Genomic DNA, 18,367 nt, shown 5'->3' with positions numbered 1-18,367 from the left:
TCAGCAGGATATGTCTCCAATGAGCCAAGCTACGAACCAGTCTTGGGGCGGTCGCTTTAGCGAGCCCACCGATGCCTTTGTTGCACGCTTTACCGCGTCTGTGAACTTCGACCAGCGCCTGGCGCGCCAGGATATTCAGGGCTCGATTGCCCATGCCACCATGCTGGCGCGGGTGGGCGTGCTCACCGAAGAAGAGCGCGACGCCATTATTAACGGCCTGACCGAAATTCAGGGCGAGATTGAGCGCGGCGAGTTCCAGTGGTCGGTACCGCTGGAAGACGTGCACATGAACATCGAAGCACGCCTGACCGACAAAATCGGCATTACCGGCAAGAAGCTGCACACCGGCCGCTCGCGCAACGACCAAGTGGCCACCGATATTCGCCTATTTATGCGCGATGAAATCGACGTGATTGAAGTTGAGCTGACCCGTCTGCGTGACGGCATGATTGAGCTCGCCGAACGCGAAGCCGACACCATCATGCCCGGTTTTACTCACCTGCAAACGGCTCAGCCAGTCACCTTCGGCCACCACCTGCTGGCATGGCAAGAGATGCTGGCCCGCGACCACGAGCGCCTGCTGGATTGCCGTAAACGGGTGAACGTGATGCCGCTGGGCTCCGCGGCGCTGGCGGGCACCACCTACCCCATTGACCGCCACGTGACCGCTGAGCTGCTCGGCTTCGACCGCCCGGCAGAAAACTCGCTGGACGCCGTGTCGGATCGTGATTTTGCGATTGAATTTACCAGCTTCGCCAGCATTCTGCTGATGCACCTGTCGCGCATGAGCGAAGAGCTCGTGCTGTGGACCAGTGCGCAGTTCAACTTTATCGATCTGCCCGACCGCTTCTGCACCGGCTCCTCCATCATGCCGCAGAAGAAGAACCCCGACGTGCCCGAGCTGGTGCGTGGTAAAACCGGCCGCGTGTATGGCCACCTGATGGCGCTGCTGACGCTGATGAAATCGCAGCCCCTGGCCTACAACAAGGATAACCAGGAAGATAAAGAGCCGCTGTTCGACGCCGTCGACACCGTGCGCGACTGTCTGAAAGCCTTTGCGGACATGGTGCCCGCCATCGAGCCGAAAAAAGAGAGCATGTACGAAGCGGCGCGGCGCGGCTTCTCCACCGCCACTGATTTGGCGGATTACCTGGTGCGTAAAGGTGTGGCCTTCCGTGATGCCCACGAAATCGTTGGTTTGTCAGTGGCTTATGGCCTGAAGACTAAAAAAGACCTCTCCGAAATGAGCTTGGAAGAGCTGAAACAGTTCTCCGACATCATTGAGCAAGACGTGTTTGAAGTGCTGACGCTGGAAGGCTCGGTCGCTGCTCGTAACCACATTGGCGGCACGGCGCCTGACCAAGTGCGCGCCGCTGCAAACCGTGCTCGAGAAGCGCTGGCAGCCCTGAAAGGTGCGTCATGAAACGCAGTGCAATCACACTTAGCGCGCTGCTGATGGCCGCACTGCTGCTTGTTGGCTGTGGTCAAAAGGGGCCACTTTATCTGCCTGACGATACCAATGATTCGGCCGCCGAGCAGGAGGGGTAATGGATCACTTTAACTACCGCGATGGCGTGCTCTACGCCGAAGATGTGCCGCTAACGCAGCTGGCCGCCGAGCTGGGCACGCCCTGCTACGTCTACTCAAAAGCGACCTTTGAGCGCCATTTTCGTGCCTACACCGAAGCCTTGGGTGGCCACTCGCACTTAATCTGCTACGCGGTGAAAGCCAACTCTAACCTTGCCGTGCTGGGCCTGCTGGACCGCATGGGGGCCGGGTTTGATATTGTCTCGGTAGGCGAGTTGGAGCGGGTGCTAAAAGCGGGCGGCGACCCCACCAAAGTGGTTTTTTCTGGAGTGGCTAAGCAGCCGCATGAAATGGCTCGGGCGCTAGAAGTCGGCATCAAATGCTTTAACGTTGAGTCGCGCCCAGAGCTTGAACGCCTGAATGCCGTGGCAGGTGAGCTGGGGAAAATCGCCCCGGTCTCGCTGCGCGTCAATCCTGATGTGGATGCGGGCACTCACCCTTATATCTCTACCGGCCTGAAAGATAACAAGTTTGGCATTCCGGTGGATGACGCGCTGGAGGTGTACCAACTGGCTGCCAGCTTGCCCAACCTTCGGGTGACCGGGCTTGATTGCCACATTGGCTCGCAGCTTACCGAAACGGCCCCGTTCCTGGATGCCCTGGAGCGCCTGCTGGTGCTGATGGAGCGCCTACGCGAGCGCGGCATCGAGATCGACCATCTGGATTTAGGCGGCGGCTTAGGCGTGCCCTACCGTGACGAGCAGCCACCCCAGCCGTTCGATTACGCTAGCCAACTGCTGGCGCGCCTCTCCCGCTGGGAGGGCGGTGAAAAGCTCACGCTACTGTTTGAGCCGGGCCGCTCCATTGCGGCCAACGCCGGGCTGATGCTCACCCGGGTAGAGTTCTTGAAACCCGGCGAGACCAAGAACTTTGCCATTGTCGATGCGGCCATGAACGACCTGATTCGTCCGGCGCTGTATCAGGCGTGGCAGGCGATTGTGCCGGTGGATACCCGCCAGCCTCGTGAGAACGCCACCTACGACGTGGTCGGCCCTGTGTGTGAAACCGGCGACTTCCTGGGTAAAGAGCGTGAGCTTGCTATCGCCGAAGGCGATCTGCTAGCGGTACGCTCGGCCGGGGCGTATGGCTTCGTCATGGCCTCGAACTACAACAGCCGCCCACGCCCGCCGGAGGTGATGGTGGATGGTGACACCTACCACGTGGTACGCGCTCGGGAAACGCTGGAAAGCCTGTGGGCCGGTGAGGCGCTGCTGCCGGAAGGGGCGCGCTGATGCTGCTGCACTTCACCAAAATGCAGGGCCTGGGCAACGACTTCATGGTGGTGGACCTGGTCACCCAGCGGGCGCGCCTGCGGGATGAGCAGATCCGCCAGTTGGCGGACCGGCGCTTTGGCATTGGCTTTGATCAACTGCTGATCGTCGAGCCTCCTCGCGATCCGGATATGGACTTTCGCTACCGTATCTACAACGCCGACGGCAGCGAAGTGGAGAACTGTGGCAACGGCGCGCGCTGCTTTGCCCGCTTTGTGCGCGACCAGCGTTTAACCCACAAGCATGAAATCCATGTGGAAACCGCCGGTGGCCCGTTAGTGCTCAACGTTCAGCACGATGGCATGGTGCGGGTCGATATGGGTAGGCCGCGCTTCAACCCGGCGACGCTGCCGTTTGAAGCGCCGGGTGATCAACCGCTGCATGAGGTAGAAGTCGATGGCGAAACGCTGCAGCTTGGCGTGGTCTCCATGGGCAACCCTCATGCTGTCCTCCAGGTAGAGAGCGTGGATAGCGCCCCGGTGGAGCGCTTGGGGCCGCTGTTGGAGTCGCACCTGCGTTTTCCCAAACGGGTCAACGTGGGCTTTATGCAGGTGGTCTCGCCCAGCGAAATTCGCCTGCGGGTGTTTGAGCGCGGTAGCGGTGAAACCCTTGCCTGCGGCACCGGTGCCTGTGCGGCGGTGGCCAGTGGGATTCGTCAGGGGCTTTTGAAGAGCCCAGTTAAAGTGCATTTGCCCGGCGGGCAGCTCAGTATCGAGTGGCCTGACCCCGAAGCGCCACTCGTCATGGTGGGCCCTGCTACCCGCGTGTTTGATGGTCGGGTATCACTCAACTAATGCGAGGAGAACGGCGATGTCTCAAGCTCCTGAGCCGCGCAAAACGCTCGACCCTGACCAAGTAGCGTTTTGGCTGGCCCGTCACCCCGATTTTTTTATTGGCCGTGAAGGGCTGCTGCAGCAGCTCAAGGTTCCGCACCCGAATATCGATGGCGCTGTGTCGCTGCTGGAGAGGTTAGTGATCGACCTGCGCCAGCGAGCTGAAACGGCGGAAGGGCGGCTTGAGCATTTACTGGAAACCGCTCGTCATAACGAGGCTCAGTACCGTCGCCTGCGGGAAACGCTGCTCAGCTTAGTCGAAGCGGAAGACCGTGATGCCCTGGCCCAATCGCTGGCGACTCAGCTCAGCGAGCGCTTTCAAACCCCGGCGATGGCCCTATGGTGCCCCGCGTCGTTAAGCGATGCAGAGCCCACGCCACCCCAGCCGCCACGCCATATTCTCGACCAGCACGCCAGCGCTCGCTTGGCGGCGCTGCTGGATGGCCGCACCAGTCGCTGCGCCAAGCTGAGCGTCAGCGACTGGAAGTGCCTACTGCCCCATACCAAAGCACCTCGTAAAGCGGGTTCCTGCGCGATTACACGCCTCTCGGCGGGGGAGCAGCTGGGTTATTTGCTGCTCGCTAGCCCCGTCCCTGAATGTTACCGCGCCAGTATGGATACGCTGTTTACCGAGTACCTGGGCGATATTGTCGCGCGCCTACTGCTGCGGTTGGGGTCGGAGCCGCATGGACAGCGATAGCTTGCTGGCAGACACGGTCACTGACTACTTAGCGCAGCTAGCCAACCATGCCAGCCCGGCCACGGTGGCGGCCTATCGCCAGGATTTGTTAGCTTTTTGCCAGTTTGCCGAACAGCGTGGTGTGACCCAGGCCAGCGCGCTGGACACGGCGCTGGCGAGGGCCTTTTTAGGCGCCGAACGTAGCCGTGGGCTGGCGCCGAGAAGCCTAGCCCGCCGACGTGCGGCGTTATCTCGCTTTGCCGATGCGTTAGTGCAGCATCGCGTGTTGGCAGATAACCCGGTCAGCCTACTGCGCACCCCTAAGCAGCCCAGCCATCTGCCCAGACCGCTGGATGTGGATGCGCTGGCGCGCTTTCTGGATACGCCCCACGACGGCTCGCCGCTGGCGCTTCGCGACCAAGCCATGCTGGAGCTTTTCTACTCCAGCGGCCTGCGCTTAGCCGAGCTGGCGGCGCTGGATATGAGCCACTTAACGGCCAATCATGTGCGGGTGATGGGTAAGGGCGGCAAGCCCCGCCAAGTGCCGGTGGGGCGACGCGCCCAGCAGGCGCTGGAAGCATGGCTCACCTGCCGGGCCAGTTTGACGGCCAGCGCTGAAACGGCGCTGTTCGTCGGGCAGCGGGGGCAGCGGTTGGGGCATCGAGCGATCCAGAAACGCTTAGCGCAGCTCTCGGTGGTGCGCGGCCTGCCCGAACATCTTCACCCCCACCGCCTGCGCCACTCTTTTGCCAGCCATCTGCTGGAATCCAGCCAGGATCTGCGGGCCGTGCAGGAGCTGCTGGGTCATGCCAATCTATCCACTACTCAGGTGTATACGCGGCTGGATTGGCAGCACTTGGCAGAAAGTTACGATGCCGCCCACCCGCGCGCCAAACGCCGCCCCAGTGAGAGTTAATCATGGTCACGTTAGACGCCATCACCTTTGATTTGGACGACACCCTATGGGACAACCAGGGCGTCATGCTGAAAACCGAAGAGGGCCATTACCGCTGGCTGCTGGAATCGCTGGCAGCATGGCGTGCTGCCCGTCAAGAGGCGCCGCTACCGTTAACGTATGATGAGGGCGTGGCGGATTACCTGCAGCGCCGCCAGCAGTGGGCAAGCCAAGTGCCTGAACGGCGAGGTGACTTTACCTGGCTAAGGCTACGAGCGTTGGAGGCCCAATTGGAAACCAGCGGTTTGCCACGCAGCGCTGCGCTGTTATGGGCCGCTGCGGCAATGAATGAGTTCCACCGCCTGCGGGTGCAGGTCACGCCGCACCCAGAGGCTGCTGGGCTGCTCTCGGCGCTTGCCGAGCGCTATCGGCTAGCGGCGATTACCAACGGCAATATTCACCTTAAGCGCCAGCCATTGGCGGCCCACTTTCCGGTAGCGATTGCCGCTGGAGAGCTGCTGGCTCCCAAGCCTGACCCCAAGCCTTTTCTCACCGCTTTGGAGCGACTGAATACCGTACCGCAGCGCGCCATGCACGTGGGCGACTCCTGGAATGAGGACGTGCTTCCCGCCCAGCAACTGGGTATGCATGCCGCCTGGGTGGCTGAATGCGGCGACCAAACGCTGCCCGAGCGGGTTCACCGTGTTGCTCATGTCAAAGAGCTACCGGAGCTGATTGAGTGGCTGGAAAAACGCGCCTAGAACACTAGGCTACTGGTTAGCGTCTTCTGGGGTGTGTAGCCACTGGTCAAGCTTTTGGGAGAGTGTGACTACGCCGTCACGTTTTAGTGACGAGAAGAGCTGTACTGACACCAAATCTTCCCACTCTTTCAGGCGTGAGCGGACTTTTTGCAACGCCGCACTGGCCGGGCCTTTTTTCAGCTTGTCGGCCTTGGTGAGCAGGATATGCACCGGCATCCCACGCTGGTCCGCATAGTCGAGCATCATTTGGTCGAACTCGGTCAGCGGGTGGCGCACGTCCATTAGCAGCACAAGACCGCGTAGGCTAAAACGCCCGCGAAGGTAGTCTGAAAGGTGTTTTTGCCACTCAATTTTGACCGCTTCCGGCACCTTGGCGTAGCCGTAACCGGGTAGATCCACTAGGCGGCGCGACTCATCGTTCATCACAGTGAAGAAGTTGATGAGCTGGGTTCGGCCCGGGGTGCGCGAGGTGCGCGCCAGCGCATTTTGCTGGGTTAGCGCGTTAATGGCGCTGGATTTACCGGCATTTGAGCGTCCGGCAAACGCTACTTCTGCACCGGTATCGTCAGGACACAGTGCCAGGGTTGGCGCGCTGATCATAAAACGCGCCGTGGGGTAGTTCAGCCGAGGGACTGGGCTATCATGGGGGGTAGACATGGAATTAATCCTGAAAAACAAACGTATAACACGGACCGCTGGCTAACCCTAGTGTGGGAGAGAGCGGTACCGCGACGAATTACCCCAAAAGCAGACTTGGACTTGCATTCCCGCCGCTAGGGTGATTCGTTATAATGCAAGCGGTTTATAACTGCGACCTGGGGCGCTAGTGTACCATCGCGCTTTAGCCAGCAGCGACCAACACGACATTGTTGTTCGTTTTGGCGGAGCTGACCCTGGTAATGTGCTGAACCTGGGCAGCGCCCAGGGTGCGTACCAGTCAATAATCAAACGGCATAGTGGATTAGCAATGAGAAAGTTACTGGCAAGCCTGGCAATTACCATGGGTGCCGTTGGCACCGCCCACGCCCAAGCGGACCTTCAAGCCGACGCTGACGCAGCGGCAGGACGTGAACTCGCCCAAACCTGTGCAGCCTGCCATGGCCAGCAAGGTATCAGCGCAGTGGGTACTTTCCCCAACCTGGCAGGGCAGCAAATGTCCTACCTCGCCAAGCAAATCATGGATATCCGTGATGGCAACCGCGTAGTTCCACAAATGGCTGGTCTAGTGGATAACTTCTCTGACCAAGACGCTTGGGACGCTGCCGCTCACTTTGCAGGCCAAGACGCCAACCTCGGCCAAACCAGCGATGAAGATGCTGAGCTGCTGGCCCGCGGTGAAGAGCTTTACCGCGCGGGCGATATGTCTAAAGGCATTCCCGCCTGTAGCGCTTGCCACACTCCCACCGGGGTAGGTATTGGTAGCGCTGTGTATCCGGCTCTTTCTGGTCAGCATGCGGAATATACCATCTCCACGCTGCAAGCATTTGCCTCGGGTGACCGCACCAATAGCCCGAACAACCTGATGGGCGATATCGCTTCCAAAATGAGCGACCAGGACATGGAAGCCGTGGCCAACTACGTGCTGGGCTTGAACTAATTTCCCCGCTGTTGGCCTCCCCATTCTGTGAAACATCCGCAGAATGGGGAACCTGCCTGACACACTAACGGTCACAGGTTCACTTTTGTTGGCCGCTTATTTGGAGAATGCTCGTTATGTTGAAAACGTTGATGGTCGCGCTGGCCGGTCTTGGCCTGTCTGCTGCGGTAAGTGCCCAGGAGCTGGTAGAAGGTCAGCACTACACGTTGCTTGAGTCGCCGGTAGCTACCCAGGTAGACGAAGATCAGATTGAAGTGACCGAAGCGTTCTGGTTTGGCTGCCCGCACTGCTACCGGCTGCAAACGCCAGTAAACGAGTGGTACGAAACCCTGGATGACGATGTCAGCATTGTCAAAATGCCAGCTACCATGGGCGGTGACTGGAACACCCATGCCACGGCCTTCTATGCGGCCAAATCGCTGGGTATTGAAGAGGAGCTGCATGCGGATTTCTTCGATGCGATTCACCAGGATGACCGTTCGCTGACCGACGCTGACAAGATTGCGGAATTCTTCTCTGATTACGGCGTTAGCGAAGAGGAAGCCAAACAGGCGCTCACCGCCTTTAGCGTACGTAGTGAGGTCAATAAGGCCAACAGCCGTATGCGTGAAATGCGCCTGATGGGGGTTCCTGCGCTGATCGTGGATGGCCGCTATGTAGTGTCACCGCAGTCGGCAGGCAGCTTGGAAAACATGCCGCAAATCGCTGACGCGTTGATCGAAAAAGTTCGCAGCGAGCGCACACAATAACGGTGCTTGAGCACGGCCACACAGGCGGGCAGACACGTTCGCCTGCGTCCCAGTCCACCTCCGCGCTGGTTGAGCGTGGTCATATCCGGCTGCTAACGTTTAATTTGCAGGTGGGCATTCAAACCTCAGCCTATCACCACTATCTCACGCGGAGCTGGCAGCACGTGCTGCCTAATCCTCAGCGGCTTAAGCGTTTAGCGCTGGTAGGTAGCGTATTAGAGCAGTTTGACGTGGTGGGGCTGCAGGAGGTGGATGGTGGAAGCTTTCGCTCCAGCCGTGTGAATCAGGTGGAGTACTTAGCCGCCCAGGCCAAGTTTCCTCACTACTTCCAGCAACTTAATCGTAACCTAGGCCATTTTGCACAGCATAGTAATGGTCTGCTTTCACGTTTAACCCCTAGCCATATTGAAGAGCACCGGCTGCCTGGGATGTTGCCTGGACGCGGTGCTATTCACGTGCGCTACGGCGAAGGCCCTGATGCCCTGCATATTTTTGTGGCGCATTTGGCGCTTAGCCACCGTGGCCGTGTGCGCCAGCTCAATTATTTAAGCGATATTATTGAGCCGTTGCGCCATGTGGTGGTGATGGGCGATTTAAATTGTACGCCTGAGCAGCTCCATGCTCACGAGCGGTTTAGTACGTCATTGCCGCTACACCCGGTCAAGCCGCTGCTTAGCTATCCGTCGTGGCAGCCGCGCCGCGCGTTGGACCATATTCTACTCTCGCAAACCCTTGAAGCGGCCGATGTGCGCGTGCTGGATCACCTGTTCTCTGACCACCTGCCGATTGCGGTTGATTTGCCGCTGCCAGCGGCGTGTCTCGCGGCGATTCAACCAAGCGTTTAACAATAAGCTCGCAGAACGCTTGTCGGGCGCTGCATTGTCTGCGTATATGCGCTATTGTCTGGGGCGCTGACCCCCCTTAGTCGTTTTACGCGAGACACTTCCATGTCGGACACAACACAACTACCTGCGTTTATTGGTGCGCTGGACCGCGCTTCGGAGTGGTTCGGGCGTACCCTTGCGTGGCTGATCATCATTATGATGTTGATTCAGTTCGCGATTGTACTGCTTCGCTATATGTTCAGTGTGAATAGCATTTTTATGCAAGAGCTGGTGATGTACATGCACGCCAGCGTATTCATGCTTGCAACTGCCTACACCTTTCGCCACGATGGCCACGTGCGCGTCGATATTTTTTATCGAGGCATGACACCCCGCCGACAAGCACTCGTGAATATCCTGGGCATCCTCCTGCTCTTGATTCCGGTGATGGTGTTTGTCATCGCGTCAAGCTATGGCTACGTCGCTAACTCCTGGCGCATCATGGAAACCTCCTCAGATTACGGTGGCATCCCCGCTGTATACGCACTGAAAACCCTCATTCCAGTCTTTGCCTTATTGATGATTATTCAAGGCCTGATTGAAGTAGTGCGCAATGGCTATATCTTCACCGGGCGGATAACGCCGCCAGCCGCCGATGAAAATCACCTTGAGGAGCGTGTTTGATGCTCGAATTTATGCCGCTTATTCTGTTTGCCGCCATCTGTATCGTGCTGATGTTCGGCTTTCCTGTGGCGCTTTCGCTAGCGGGAACCGCGCTGCTGTTTGCTGGCATGGGGCTAGGCCTGGAAGCCGTTGGTATTGATGCCAATTTTGATAGTGGCTACCTTGCCGCCCTGCCGAACCGGCTCTACGGCATTATGACCAACCAGACACTCCTGGCGGTGCCGCTGTTTGTGTTAATGGGCGTGCTGCTAGAGAAGTCAAAAGTGGCCGAAACGCTGCTGGATGCTATGGCGCTGCTGTTTGGCTCCATGCGCGGTGGCTTAGGTATTTCGGTCACGCTGGTGGGCATGTTGATGGCCGCCTCCACGGGCATCGTGGGTGCCACCGTGGTGACCATGGGCCTGATGTCACTGCCTACCATGCTTAAGCGTGGCTACAGCACCTCTCTTGCCACCGGTACCATCTGCGCCACCGGCACGCTTGGGCAGATTATTCCGCCTTCCATCGCCCTGGTACTGCTGGGCGACGTGCTCTCTTCTGCATATCAGCAAGCACAGCTGGATATGGGGATCTTCAGCCCGAAAACGGTCTCGGTTGGCGACCTGTTTATGGGCGCGCTGGTGCCGGGCCTGATTCTCGTCGTCATGTACATGATCTACGTGGGCTTGGTGGCTTTCTTCCGCCCCAGCATGGCGCCAGCGGCTGACCGCGAAGAGCTGATGGCAGAGCTTGGCCACACCTCGGGGTTAGGCATCCTGTTGCTCAAAGGCTTGGTGCCGCCAGTAGTGCTGATCGTGGCGGTGCTGGGCTCTATTCTGAGTGGCTTTGCCACGCCCACCGAAGCCTCGGCTGTGGGTGCCTTTGGTGCGCTGGTGCTGGCATTGGCCTATCGCCAGTTGGATTGGGCCACCCTGAAAGAGGTGCTGCGCTCTACCACCCACGTCACCACGATGGTGTTTCTGATTCTGATCGGTGCGGCGCTATTCTCGTTGGTCTTCCGTGCCTACGGCGGTGAGCACATGGTCACCGAGCTGTTTGAAGGCATGCCTGGGGGCGTGGTGGGCGCGACGATCATTGTCATGCTGGTGATTTTCCTGCTGGGCTTTATCCTCGACTTTATCGAAATCACCTTTGTGGTGGTGCCGATCGTCGGGCCGATTCTGCTGGCCATGGGATTAGATCCGATCTGGCTGGGTATCATGATCGCCATTAACCTGCAGACCTCGTTCCTGACCCCGCCGTTCGGCTTCGCACTGTTTTATCTGCGCGGCGTGGCACCGCCATCGGTGCCTACCTCGGCGATTTATCGCGGTGTGGTGCCGTTTATCTTGATGCAGCTAGGCATGCTGTTGCTGCTAACGTTTTTCCCGCAGCTGGCAACATGGCTACCGACCCAGTTCTAATGTGTTCTGAGTTGAAAAATAACCCTGCTATCAACGCAAGGGAGTGGCAACCTTAACCAAAAGCAGCCAAGCTGCAGACACATAATGGCTTGTAACAACCCGCCTGGCGGCAAGCGTCAGGTGGGGTATTCCCTACCCATAACAGCAATAAAATAAGCAAGAGGGTTCACGCATGAAAGCCAAAGCACTGCCTGTCGCCATTGCCATGACGACTGCTCTTTCTGCCAGCCTGCTGGTGGTTTCAAGCTTCGATAACCAAGCTCAGGCGCAAGAGACTTTCCGCTGGAAAATGGTCACTTCCTGGCCGAAAAACTTCCCCGGTGTGGGCCAAGGCCCTGAGCGGCTTTCCCAGCTGGTCGAAGAGATGTCAGACGGTCGTTTAACCATCGAAGTATTTGGTGCAGGCCAGCTAGTGCCTGGGTTTGAAGTCTTCGATGCTGTATCTGAGGGCACCGCTGAACTTGGCCACTCCGCCTCGTATTACTGGAAAGGTAAAGCGCCTGCGGCACAGTTCTTTGCCGCCGTACCGTTCGGTATGAACGCCCAGGAAATGAACGCATGGCTGAGCTACGGCGGCGGTATGGAGCTGTGGAACGAGCTATACGATGAGTTCGGTGTCGATGTACTGGCAGCCGGTTCTTCCGGTGTGCAGATGGGCGGCTGGTACAACAAAGAGATCAACTCGGTCGCTGACCTTGACGGCTTGAAGATGCGTATGCCGGGCCTTGGTGGTGAAGTCATGAGCCGTATGGGCGTGGCGATTGTGAACATGCCGGGCGGCGAGATCTTTACATCGCTGCAGTCGGGGGCGATTGATGCTACTGAGTGGATCGGCCCCTACAACGATTTAGCCTTTGGCCTGCACCAGGCGGCCGATTATTACTATTACCCTGGCTGGCATGAGCCGACGGTGATGTTTGAGGCCATCATTAATGAAGAGGCCTGGGCAGAGCTACCCGCTGACCTGCAGGCAATTCTGCGTACCGCGATCAGTGATGTGAACCAAAGCGTCTTGGATGAGTATACCGCCCGTAACAACGACGCGCTGGAAACCTTGGTGAATGAGCATAACGTTGAGCTGCGTCGCATTCCTGACGACGTATTGGCCCAAGCCCGCGAACACTCAGCTGAGGTAGTGGGTGAACTGGCCGCCTCCAGCGAGCTAGCGACCCGGATCTACGACTCTTACCGCGCCTTCCAGGATAAAGTAGAAGATTACCACGCGATTTCCGAGCAGGCGTACTACAACGCCCGTAACCCGGAAGGTGATACCTCGCAGTAACAGGTGTAGCGCAGTACCCTTACCATGGCCGCCTTCGGGCGGCCATTTTGTTATAGGCAGGCTAGGGCTGCGATTAAAGCAGCGTAAGCGCCACCGCTTGGGTATCCTAGGGCAGATACTGTTCTGTCTCGTAAGGAGCGCTATGTCTACCGAATCCCGCCTTCGTAATGTGCTCACCATTGCAGGCTCCGACCCTTCCGGTGGTGCTGGGCTGCAGGGCGATTTGAAGACGTTTTCTGCCCTGGGTGTGTATGGCACAAATGTCATCACTGCGGTGATTGCCCAGAACACCTGTGGCGTGGCCTCGGTGTATCCGGTTTCCCCTCAGGCAATTCGTGAGCAGCTTGAACATCTGTTGAGCGATGTGGCCATTGATGCCGTGAAAATAGGCATGGTAGCCAGCCGCGATGTGGCCGAAGTGATTGCCGATGTACTGCGCCAGCAGCGCCCGCGTTGGATCGTGCTCGACCCGGTGATGGTGGCGAAGAGCGGTGACATCCTGGTGGATGACGCGGGTATTCGCGCCGTAAAAGAGATTTTAGTGCCGTTAGCGGATGTGATTACTCCTAACCTGCCGGAAGCCGCCGTGCTGCTCGATTCCCCATCGCCCGCCAGCCTGGACGAGATGGAAGCACTGCTGCCCAAACTGGTGGCGCTAGGCGCGCCCTATGTGGTGCTGAAAGGCGGCCACTTACGGGGTGATACCTGCCCGGATCTGCTGGCGACCCCTAACGGTCATCAGTGGCTGCCCGCCTCACGCATTGCCACTGAGAACCTTCATGGCACGGGCTGCGCGCTCTCATCAGCCATTACGGCTTGCCTAGCCAAGTTGCCGGAAGATGCTAGCGCAGAGGCCCCAGAGCAGGCTATTACGGAGGCAAAGCAGTGGCTTCATCATGCTCTGGCCGCTAGCCATCGCTTAAGTGTTGGCAAAGGGCGTGGCCCGGTGCATCACTTTCATGCCTGGTGGTAAATCCATCGCTGACGTGTTGAGGGCGTAGAGTCTCCTTGCGGGATAGGCCAACGGGCACCATGCTGAAGGGTGCCCGTTTGTTTGCCTACTAGGCTGAGCTGTTCGGCCAAGGAGCTGCCCATGTCCCGCACGCTGCTGTTTGCCACCGACCTCTCCCAGGAAAACCGCGCGGCCTTTGCCCGCGCGCTGCGCTTAGCCCACCAGCAGGGCGCGCAGCTTGATACCCTTCATGTGCTTGACCCTTACCTTCCGCATCGCATGCTCCATGACCTGGAACTCGCGGTAAACGACGATATTAGCGCGACGCTCACCGACCTGCGCGAAGATTACGCCTTGGAACTGCCATCGCTGATGATTCAAACGGTGGTGGGGGAGCCTCATGTAGAAATCGTAAGGGAAGCCCACGAGCGTCAGGCGTCGCTCATCGTGTTGGGTATGCACCGCAAACGTGGTCAAAAAGACCTGCTTTACGGCACCACCATGATGCGTATTTTGCGTAGCGCGCCGTGCCCCGTGGTGGTGGCGTCTTACCTGCCTACTCAGCCGTGGCAACATATTGTGGTGCCTATCGACTTCTCGCTGACGGCTCGGCAGACCCTGAAAGAAGCGCTGATTCGCTTTCCTGAGGCCAAGCTAACGCTTCTACACGCCTGGAGCCTGCCCGGCGAATTGGAGCTGGGGAATCAAGCATTCTACGCCCAGTGGCGTGACCACGAGGTCGCCCGCCTGCGGGAAACGCTAGATAACGAAGTCGAAAGCCTGCTGCGGGAATTAGATGGCGTGCCGGACATTGAGCTGGTGCTCGAGCCGGGTCAGCCTTGCGATGTGCTGCACGACTACATCAAGCGGCACTCGCCGGAGTTGGTCATGCTGGGTAGTCGTAGCCGACCGCATCAACCTAACCCGTTAACCGAGATGCTGCTTAGCGAACCCCATTGTGATCTGATGATTTGTCGACCTTGGTAAAGGCTCGGTACGCCGTTAAATAATTGTACGGAACCTTTGTTGTTGGTTTGTGTATGTATAGCAATGCGCTTTTTTACCCAAGCCAACAGGGGGGAGGAATTTACCGTGCAACGAAACAAGAAGAGAACGGTACTACCATTTGCGCTGCTGCTGTGTGCGGTGCTCTTCGCCACTAGCACCGCCGCCAATAGCGTGACGGAGCGGGGTGAGCGCTTTGACCGCGTAGTGGAGGAGAGCGGCCAGCGCTACACTCTGCTGGGGAGCGGTGTATTTCGCTATATGATCTGGACCGCCTATGCGGGTGCTTATTATCAACTGGAAGGAGAGAGCGAGCCCCAACCGTTAAGCGATGTGCCCCGTCGCCTGGAACTTGCCTACTTCCATGGGATTGCCGCCGAAGACTTTGCTGAAGCGACAGAGAAAACCCTTAGCGACTCGCTAACGTTGTACGAATTTAATCAGGTAAAAGAGAACCTTGAGCAGTTGAATCAGCAGTACCGGGATGTAGTGCCCGGCGACCGCTACCTGTTGAGCTGGGATGGCGAGCAGCTGCGTCTCGCGCTCAATGGCGAAACGCTCTATGAAGATAACAGCGCCGAGTTTGCCAGCGCGATGTTCGGTATCTGGCTTGGGGAGCGCCCGCTGGGCGAGGATTTCCGCGATGCATTGTTGGGAGTGAACTAGTAGGGGGGAGCTGGCTGAAATTGAACTCGCTTGGGCCAGCACTCACCTGCGTTTACACTCTGCCCTTTCAACAACGCCTAATGAACGGACGAAGGGGCAAGCGTGAAAGCACTGATTCAACGGGTTAAGAGCGCCAGTGTTACGATAGAAGGCAACAGCGTCGGTGCCATCGACCATGGGCTGCTGGCACTGGTGGGGGTGGAGAAAGGTGACCGCGAGGCGGATGCCGATAAGTTGCTGCATAAGCTGCTTCACTACCGCGTGTTTAGTGACGAGGCGGGCAAGATGAACCATAACCTGCAGCAGGCCGAAGGCGGGTTGCTGCTGGTGTCGCAGTTCACTTTGGCTGCCGATACCCGCAAGGGCCTACGCCCTAGCTTCTCCAGCGCCGCCCCGCCCGACGAAGGGGAGCGGCTGTTTAACTATCTGGTAAGTCAGGCCCGCGCCGCTTGGCCCCATATTGCGGAAGGGCAGTTCGGCGCGGACATGCAGGTTGCCCTGGTCAACGATGGGCCGGTCACCTTTTTGCTAGAAAGCTAGGGCTGATCAGGCGTTTTCGCTGGCCAGCAGCTCGGCTTCCATGGCCTCTAACGCCTCTTCTGCAGCGAGCCATGTCTGCTCGGCGGCATCCAGGCGCGCTTTAATCTCTGCCTGCTTGGCGAGTGCTTGGGTCAGCTCTGCCTTGCGGGTGCTGTCGGTGTAGAGCTCGGGGTCGGCGAGTACCGCTTCTACTTCCTCAAGTGCCTGCTGCGCTTTTTCCATGCTCTTTTCCGCCTGGTCGCGCTCTTTTTTCAGTGGGCGCAGCTTTTCGCGCAGCTCCGCTGCTGCTTTGCGGGCAGCTTTACGGTCACCGCTGGGCTGTTGGCTCTGGCGATCGCTCTTTTCGCTACGGGCGTCTCGGCGGTTCTCTTCCAGGCGCGCTTTGAGCCAAGCCCGATAATCCTCCAAGTCGCCGTCGAAGGGCTCAACCCGGTGGTCGGCCACCCGCCAAAACTCATCCACCGTGGCACGCAATAGGTGTCGGTCGTGCGAGACCAGGATGACTGTGCCCTCAAAGCTTGCCAGCGCCTCGGTCAGCGCTTCGCGCATTTCCAGATCCAAGTGGTTAGTGGGCTCATCGAGCAGCAGCAGGTTGGGCTTTTGCCAGGCCACGAGTGCAAGTGCCAGGCGTGCTTTCTCACCGCCAGAGTAAGTGGCCACCTCGCCAAAGGCGTCATCGCCTTTGAAGCCAAAGCCACCTAGGAAGTTGCGAATTTCTTGATCACTTGCTGTGGGAGAGAGGCGTTGTACATGCACAAAGGGCGTGGTGGTCACGTCCAGGCTTTCTAACTGATGCTGAGCAAAATAACCAATGGCTAAATGTTCACCGGGTACGCGTTTGCCTTCTAACAGCTCAAGCTCGCCCGTGAGTGACTTGATCAGGGTCGATTTACCCGCACCGTTCGGACCTAATAAGCCGATACGGCTCCCGGGGAGTAGCGTAATGTTGACCTTCTCTAACTGAGCGACATCGCCCGCTTCGCCGCGATAGCCAAGGGTGGCTTGGTCCAGCACCAGCAGCGGGTGCGACGTTTTATCAGCGGCAGGCAAGGTGAAGTGGAAAGGGGAGTCCGTGTGGGCGACGGCGATATCCCCCATGCGTTCTAGCATTTTTACCCGGCTTTGCGCCTGCTTGGCTTTTGTTGCCTGAGCGCGAAAGCGGGCAATAAAGCGTTCAATCTCTTCACGGCGGGCCTGCTGCTTGGCCGCTTCAGCCTGTTGCAGCGCGAGCTTTTCGGCCCGCGTGCGCTCAAAGCGAGAGTAGTTGCCCCGGTAAAGCTCTAGCGTTTGGTGATGCATATGCACAATGTGATCGCACACGGCATCAAGAAAGTCGCGGTCGTGAGAAATCAGCAGCAGCGTGCCGGGGTAGCGGGTGAGCCACTGCTCCAGCCAAAGCAGGGCGTCTAGGTCCAGGTGGTTGGTCGGCTCATCCAGCAGCAGCAGGTCGGAAGGCATAAACAGCGTTCGGGCAAGATTGACCCGCATTCGCCAGCCACCGGAAAAGTCTGATAGCGGTCGCTTAAGATCCGCCTGCACAAAACCCAGCCCGACCAGCAGCTGTGATGCCCGTGATTCTGCCGTGTAACCATCTAGGGTCTCGATTAGCCCGTGGAGTTCGGCTTCTCGATGCGCGTTATCGGCTTCGCGGGCGGCAAGCAGGTCGGCTTCGGCTTGGCGCAAGGCGTAATCGCCGTCTAACACATACTCCACAATGGGGCGATCCAGTGCCTCCACTTCCTGGGCCATGTGGGCAATTCGCTGGCCGCCGCTCATCTCCACATCCCCCTGATCGGGCCCCAGCTCGCCCAATAGGAGTTTAAACAGGCTCGACTTACCGGCACCGTTGGCCCCAATAATGCCAGCCTTCACGCCGTTATGTAGCGTAAGGTCGGCGCTTTCTAGGAGCGTTTGCGTGCCCCGTTGCAGGGCGACTTGGCGCAGTGCGATCATGTTTTCTCCCGAAAAAAGTGGGTAAACCAATGCGCGATTCTAACCGATTGCAGCGCTTGCAGCAGAGGCCGCTGTGGGATTTTGCCTTAGCGCTTTATGCAAAGCCTGGCGTAGAGCAAGCCTGCCTCATCTTGCAAGATGAGGCAGGCGTGGATGTGTGCGAGCTGCTGTTTCACTGCTGGCTTTATGAGCATGGCTTAGCTGCTGAGCCCGGCCCACTGAAGGCGATACGTGAGGAGCGATGCCGCTGGCAGCAGCAGGTGACGGCCCCGCTGCGCCAACTGCGCCGAGGGTTAAAACCCCAAGCCGCCCAGAGCGAATCCATCAGCACGCTGCGTAAAACGCTACAAACCGCTGAAATTCAAGCCGAACGTGAAAACCTTCAACGTTGGCAACAGTGGGCGTTACTCTCATCGGAGCAGGAAGTGAGTTTAACAAAAGGCAGCATAAACCAGCACAATATTGCACAGTGGCTGCAAGATACGCTGTTTTTGCTACCACTTGACAATTTTTCGTCGCAAGCCTCACGCGTGCGCGAAGAGATACAATCAGCTTTTTTGGCCTTAGCAAGCCAGCTTGACCGCTGTGAGTCACCACGCTAGCCTGAAGTTAAGCAGTTTTTGATTAACCCGCGTTGACACCGCTTATTTCGCCCGCTAACCCACAGCAATGAATGGCGTTTCTGC

At 58.3% G+C, this 18,367-nt stretch carries 20 protein-coding genes; 18 read left to right on the top strand and 2 right to left on the bottom strand.

Annotated elements, in window-relative coordinates:
* Nucleotides 1-19 precede the first annotated feature (19 nt).
* The 7 genes from argH to ACIGG6_RS00165 are packed head-to-tail and all read left to right on the top strand — an operon-like array spanning nt 20 to nt 6,026.
* Nucleotides 20-1,423, top strand: a complete 1,404-nt coding sequence (gene argH, locus ACIGG6_RS00195; RefSeq protein WP_399841071.1) for an argininosuccinate lyase — start codon at nt 20-22, stop codon at nt 1,421-1,423.
* Complete coding sequence (gene lptM / locus ACIGG6_RS00190; RefSeq protein ID WP_074211274.1) at nt 1,420-1,548, top strand: LPS translocon maturation chaperone LptM; 129 nt, start codon at nt 1,420-1,422, stop codon at nt 1,546-1,548. The genes argH and lptM overlap by 4 nt, the downstream gene beginning before the upstream one ends.
* Nucleotides 1,548-2,819, top strand: a complete 1,272-nt coding sequence (gene lysA / locus ACIGG6_RS00185) for a diaminopimelate decarboxylase (protein WP_399841069.1) — start codon at nt 1,548-1,550, stop codon at nt 2,817-2,819. The genes lptM and lysA overlap by 1 nt, the downstream gene beginning before the upstream one ends.
* Nucleotides 2,819-3,652, top strand: a complete 834-nt coding sequence (dapF, locus tag ACIGG6_RS00180; protein ID WP_399841068.1) for a diaminopimelate epimerase — start codon at nt 2,819-2,821, stop codon at nt 3,650-3,652. Before lysA ends, dapF begins: the two co-directional genes overlap by 1 nt.
* A 16-nt stretch (nt 3,653-3,668) precedes the next feature.
* Nucleotides 3,669-4,391, top strand: a complete 723-nt coding sequence (locus ACIGG6_RS00175; RefSeq protein ID WP_399841066.1) for a DUF484 family protein — start codon at nt 3,669-3,671, stop codon at nt 4,389-4,391.
* Nucleotides 4,378-5,286 carry a tyrosine recombinase XerC gene (locus ACIGG6_RS00170; RefSeq protein WP_399841064.1) on the top strand — a complete coding sequence of 303 codons (909 nt, stop codon included), beginning with the start codon at nt 4,378-4,380 and terminating at the stop codon, nt 5,284-5,286. Before ACIGG6_RS00175 ends, ACIGG6_RS00170 begins: the two co-directional genes overlap by 14 nt.
* Before the next feature lie 2 nt (nt 5,287-5,288).
* The gene (locus ACIGG6_RS00165; protein WP_399841062.1) at nt 5,289-6,026 is read left to right on the top strand and encodes an HAD family hydrolase; all 738 of its coding nucleotides are present in this window, start codon (nt 5,289-5,291) and stop codon (nt 6,024-6,026) included.
* A 9-nt stretch (nt 6,027-6,035) separates the two neighbouring features.
* On the opposite strand, the gene yihA is transcribed toward ACIGG6_RS00165, so the two are convergent.
* Complete coding sequence (gene yihA / locus ACIGG6_RS00160) at nt 6,036-6,683, bottom strand: ribosome biogenesis GTP-binding protein YihA/YsxC (protein ID WP_399841059.1); 648 nt, start codon at nt 6,681-6,683, stop codon at nt 6,036-6,038.
* Between the two features lie 310 nt (nt 6,684-6,993).
* On the opposite strand from yihA, the gene ACIGG6_RS00155 reads away from it, so the two are divergent.
* The 10 genes from ACIGG6_RS00155 (at nt 6,994) to dtd (ending at nt 15,728) form a co-directional block, all read left to right on the top strand.
* Nucleotides 6,994-7,623: a c-type cytochrome gene (locus ACIGG6_RS00155; protein ID WP_253502892.1), complete on the top strand. Its 630-nt coding sequence runs from the start codon at nt 6,994-6,996 to the stop codon at nt 7,621-7,623.
* Nucleotides 7,624-7,739: 116 nt separating this feature from the next.
* Nucleotides 7,740-8,372, top strand: coding sequence for a thiol:disulfide interchange protein DsbA/DsbL (locus ACIGG6_RS00150; RefSeq protein ID WP_083025386.1), 633 nt, complete (start codon nt 7,740-7,742; stop codon nt 8,370-8,372).
* A 2-nt stretch (nt 8,373-8,374) separates the two neighbouring features.
* A complete protein-coding gene (locus ACIGG6_RS00145; RefSeq protein WP_253502895.1) occupies nt 8,375-9,217 on the top strand; it encodes an endonuclease/exonuclease/phosphatase family protein in 843 nt (280 codons plus the stop codon).
* A 102-nt stretch (nt 9,218-9,319) separates the two neighbouring features.
* On the top strand, nt 9,320-9,880 hold the full coding sequence (locus ACIGG6_RS00140; RefSeq protein WP_399841057.1) for a TRAP transporter small permease subunit: 561 nt from the start codon (nt 9,320-9,322) through the stop codon (nt 9,878-9,880).
* Entirely contained in the window at nt 9,880-11,283 is a 1,404-nt protein-coding gene (locus ACIGG6_RS00135) for a TRAP transporter large permease (protein WP_230834409.1), read from the top strand. The genes ACIGG6_RS00140 and ACIGG6_RS00135 overlap by 1 nt, the downstream gene beginning before the upstream one ends.
* A 172-nt stretch (nt 11,284-11,455) precedes the next feature.
* Nucleotides 11,456-12,565, top strand: coding sequence for a TRAP transporter substrate-binding protein (locus ACIGG6_RS00130; RefSeq protein WP_253502898.1), 1,110 nt, complete (start codon nt 11,456-11,458; stop codon nt 12,563-12,565).
* A 142-nt stretch (nt 12,566-12,707) separates the two neighbouring features.
* Nucleotides 12,708-13,538, top strand: a complete 831-nt coding sequence (gene thiD, locus ACIGG6_RS00125) for a bifunctional hydroxymethylpyrimidine kinase/phosphomethylpyrimidine kinase (RefSeq protein WP_253502901.1) — start codon at nt 12,708-12,710, stop codon at nt 13,536-13,538.
* A 120-nt stretch (nt 13,539-13,658) separates the two neighbouring features.
* Complete coding sequence (locus ACIGG6_RS00120) at nt 13,659-14,504, top strand: universal stress protein (protein WP_399841053.1); 846 nt, start codon at nt 13,659-13,661, stop codon at nt 14,502-14,504.
* A 105-nt stretch (nt 14,505-14,609) separates the two neighbouring features.
* Nucleotides 14,610-15,188: a chalcone isomerase family protein gene (locus ACIGG6_RS00115; RefSeq protein ID WP_399841050.1), complete on the top strand. Its 579-nt coding sequence runs from the start codon at nt 14,610-14,612 to the stop codon at nt 15,186-15,188.
* A 102-nt stretch (nt 15,189-15,290) separates the two neighbouring features.
* A complete protein-coding gene (gene dtd / locus ACIGG6_RS00110; RefSeq protein ID WP_399841048.1) occupies nt 15,291-15,728 on the top strand; it encodes a D-aminoacyl-tRNA deacylase in 438 nt (145 codons plus the stop codon).
* Between the two features lie 6 nt (nt 15,729-15,734).
* Here dtd and ACIGG6_RS00105 read toward each other — a convergent pair whose 3' ends face one another.
* Nucleotides 15,735-17,681, bottom strand: coding sequence for an ABC-F family ATP-binding cassette domain-containing protein (locus ACIGG6_RS00105; RefSeq protein ID WP_253502913.1), 1,947 nt, complete (start codon nt 17,679-17,681; stop codon nt 15,735-15,737).
* A 29-nt stretch (nt 17,682-17,710) separates the two neighbouring features.
* On the opposite strand from ACIGG6_RS00105, the gene ACIGG6_RS00100 reads away from it, so the two are divergent.
* Nucleotides 17,711-18,283: a TIGR02444 family protein gene (locus ACIGG6_RS00100; RefSeq protein WP_399841044.1), complete on the top strand. Its 573-nt coding sequence runs from the start codon at nt 17,711-17,713 to the stop codon at nt 18,281-18,283.
* The last annotated feature ends 84 nt before the right edge of the window (nt 18,284-18,367 follow it).

This window comes from Vreelandella lionensis (genome assembly GCF_044543515.1).
Lineage (GTDB): Bacteria > Pseudomonadota > Gammaproteobacteria > Pseudomonadales > Halomonadaceae > Vreelandella > Vreelandella lionensis.
This window is presented reverse-complemented; position numbering and strand designations above follow the sequence as displayed.